Origin of the sequence: Sulfoacidibacillus thermotolerans, from assembly GCF_003144315.1 — a bacterium.
Classification (GTDB): domain Bacteria; phylum Bacillota; class Bacilli; order Alicyclobacillales; family SLC66; genus Sulfoacidibacillus; species Sulfoacidibacillus thermotolerans.
Map to the genome: position 1 here is coordinate 1 of NZ_MPDK01000074.1, position 1,926 is coordinate 1,926.

The window sequence follows — 1,926 nt, forward strand, 5'->3', positions numbered from 1 at the left end:
CATCGGCGCTGGAGGGCTTAACCGTCGTGTTCGGGATGGGTACGGGTGTGTCCCCTCCGCCATCATCACCAAGCTAAAATTTATTATACTCATGAAAAAGTGGTCTGTCAACCTCTTTTTTATTTTTCTTCTGCATCATGATAGACGTGATCAAAAATCACCTTTAACACAGCAACGACAGGAACTGCAAAAATCAAACCCGCAATCCCAGCAACTTCTCCAGCAAACATGACTGCAAGCAAGATTAAAAGCGGATGTAAATTCATTGTTTTCCCCATGATCCACGGAGAAAATAAATTGCCTTCCAATTGCTGGACTACGAGATTTACCAACAATACTTTTAACAGCATGCCATGTGAGACCGAAAGTGCCATAAAGAGTGCTGGAGCAGCGCCAATGAAAGGACCTATATACGGAATGATATTTGTTAACGCCACAAGCAGAGACAACATAAACGCATAAGGCATTCGCACGATCAGCAAGCCAATAAACGTAGCTACTCCTACTAAAGACATCACAAGTAATTGTCCTCGCACATAGCGTCCGAGCGAAAGATCGATCCGCATAAGGATTTCTGCCACAGCAGCCCGTGATCGTTTGGGAAATAAACGAACAACAAGCGCAGTAAACAGTGAATAATCTTTCAAAAGATAAAATACGAGAAACGGGATGATAAACGCTTGAATCGCTCCACTAACCATATCTTTGACGCCAACAAGTGTCCTTGACAAGCTGCTAAGCAAATCAGACTCCGCGCTATTTAACGCTTTTTCAAGTGCCACGCGTACCCCTTCAGGCAAAACGCGCGCGACAAACGACATCCGATCAATTAACCCATCAATCGCCGCTACATAACCAGGCAATTGACGGAGAAATGACTGAATCTGCAGCGAGAGTAAAGGGAGCGCATTTAAAAAGATGACGAACAAAAAAATGGCTAACAACGCATAGATCACTAAAATCGCGAGTGTTCTAGGTACTTTGCGTGTAACAAGCGCATCTACAATAGGGCGCAATACATACGTCGCAATAATGCTGATGACAAGCGGCAATAAAATCGCCCACAGAATATCCCACATATCATACAAAAACTCGCGCAGTTGTCCAATGAGCTCAAGGCACGTCAATACAATGAGCACGAAGACCGCGGTATAGAGCGCGCGGTCTTTGTGATCCAACAGTCTCATTTTGCAGCCTCCGTTTCAAATGGCTGGACAAACAAAACCACGCATCATATATATGATGCTGACTGTAAAACTATGACATCGCCATTGAACCGTTCCAGTGAAAAGCATAGATAGACCGTATCTTCAGACAACATCACATGAATTTCACACTTCTTCTTTCGAATGTGATCTTTCTTCTGATTCTGCTTCTAACTTCTTTCGGGGTGGATGGAGTTCGAATTGGTCGTAATCTTCGGAACGTTCTTCTTCTATCCAGTCATCGATTCGCCGTTCGCGGTCTTCTTGCATCTTTTTCACGATTTGGTCTGTCACTCTGCGACTCCTACTTTGCAGAAAAAACAACATGCCAAAAGCGATAAGCCCAACTACAACGCGCTCTGTTGTTAAAATCACAATAACCAAAACTCCTTTCTGTACTATGCGCATCTGTCCCGTCGCTATACGTCTCTCTAAAATAAAAAATCTGAGCAATTGCCCAGATCTACTCTAATCACATCTATACTTGAAAGACATCTTCAATGTGTCGGCGCCAACCGCCTTACCGTATAAACTTTGGTGGAGATAAGCGGATTCGAACCGCTGACCCCCTGCGTGCAAGGCAGGTGCTCTACCAGCTGAGCTATATCCCCATGTGGCGACAAGATATGACAGCCAATGAATAGCTGTTCTGGTGGGCCTAAGTGGACTTGAACCACTGACCTCACGATTATCAGTCGTGCGCTCTAGCCAGCTGAGCTAT

Annotated in this window: 2 protein-coding genes, 1 tRNA gene and 1 rRNA gene; all 4 read right to left on the reverse strand. The window is 44.7% G+C overall.

The annotated features are described in order from the left end of the window. Positions 1-73 (reverse strand): 5S ribosomal RNA (gene rrf, locus BM613_RS14375); the annotation flags it as partial. 46 nt (positions 74-119) lie between these two features. After that, positions 120-1,187, reverse strand: a complete 1,068-nt coding sequence (locus BM613_RS14380) for an AI-2E family transporter (protein WP_109431843.1) — start codon at positions 1,185-1,187, stop codon at positions 120-122. Positions 1,188-1,331: 144 nt separating this feature from the next. Then, on the reverse strand, positions 1,332-1,580 hold the full coding sequence (locus BM613_RS14385; RefSeq protein ID WP_109431844.1) for a hypothetical protein: 249 nt from the start codon (positions 1,578-1,580) through the stop codon (positions 1,332-1,334). A gap of 160 nt (positions 1,581-1,740) precedes the next feature. Further along, a tRNA-Ala gene (locus tag BM613_RS14390) sits at positions 1,741-1,816 on the reverse strand. Positions 1,817-1,926: the final 110 nt, after the last annotated feature.

What these genes read in the sequence shown, in the direction of transcription:
- BM613_RS14380 (WP_109431843.1), bottom strand. Translation starts at nt 1,187, where the DNA reads ATGAGACTGTTGGATCACAAAGACCGCGCGCTCTATACCGCGGTCTTC.